The 466-nt window shown below is 67.2% G+C and carries 1 protein-coding gene; it reads left to right on the forward strand.

Annotated elements, in window-relative coordinates:
• Positions 1 to 274: 274 nt before the first annotated feature.
• On the forward strand, positions 275 to 466 hold a 192-nt coding region (locus RM590_RS35555; protein WP_311708949.1), incomplete at its 3' end, for a hypothetical protein.

The raw sequence follows: 466 nt of genomic DNA on the forward strand, positions 1-466 counted from the left end.
CGGGCCTGTACCGACGATTCAGTGCTGAGGGCCGCTGGAGCGATCAGGTCAGCGTCACCTTCGTACCGCAGTATGTGGAGCCGGCGGCCCATCCGATCCAGCTGCCGGGTGCCCAGGCCTCGGCGCCGCAGCAGTCCGGCAATGCGCGAGTTGGTCGAGTGAGCGTCTTCCTGCAATGACCGTTTCCTCGGTGGCCAGGCCAGTGCCGCGACCATCGGCATGGCGACGGTGGCGGTGGATTCATCCGGAACTGTCAGTCCTGGCGGTCGCGGTGGTGACCTGGCTCTGGGTGCTGACCCTGCACGTGACGATGCCGTCTCATGGTGGCGCCCTGCATTGTTCGATGCTGCCGAACGCTGCCGTCCACCACCATGGCGCGATGGTGCAGGGCGCCTCGGCGGACCGGTGTGTGGCGTTGCCGTCCGAGGTCTCTGATTTCCCGGTGTCGCTGGTGCTGTGGGTGGGG

The sequence above is a fragment of the Streptomyces litchfieldiae genome (genome assembly GCF_031845365.1).
In the GTDB taxonomy this organism is placed as follows: domain Bacteria; phylum Actinomycetota; class Actinomycetes; order Streptomycetales; family Streptomycetaceae; genus Streptomyces; species Streptomyces litchfieldiae.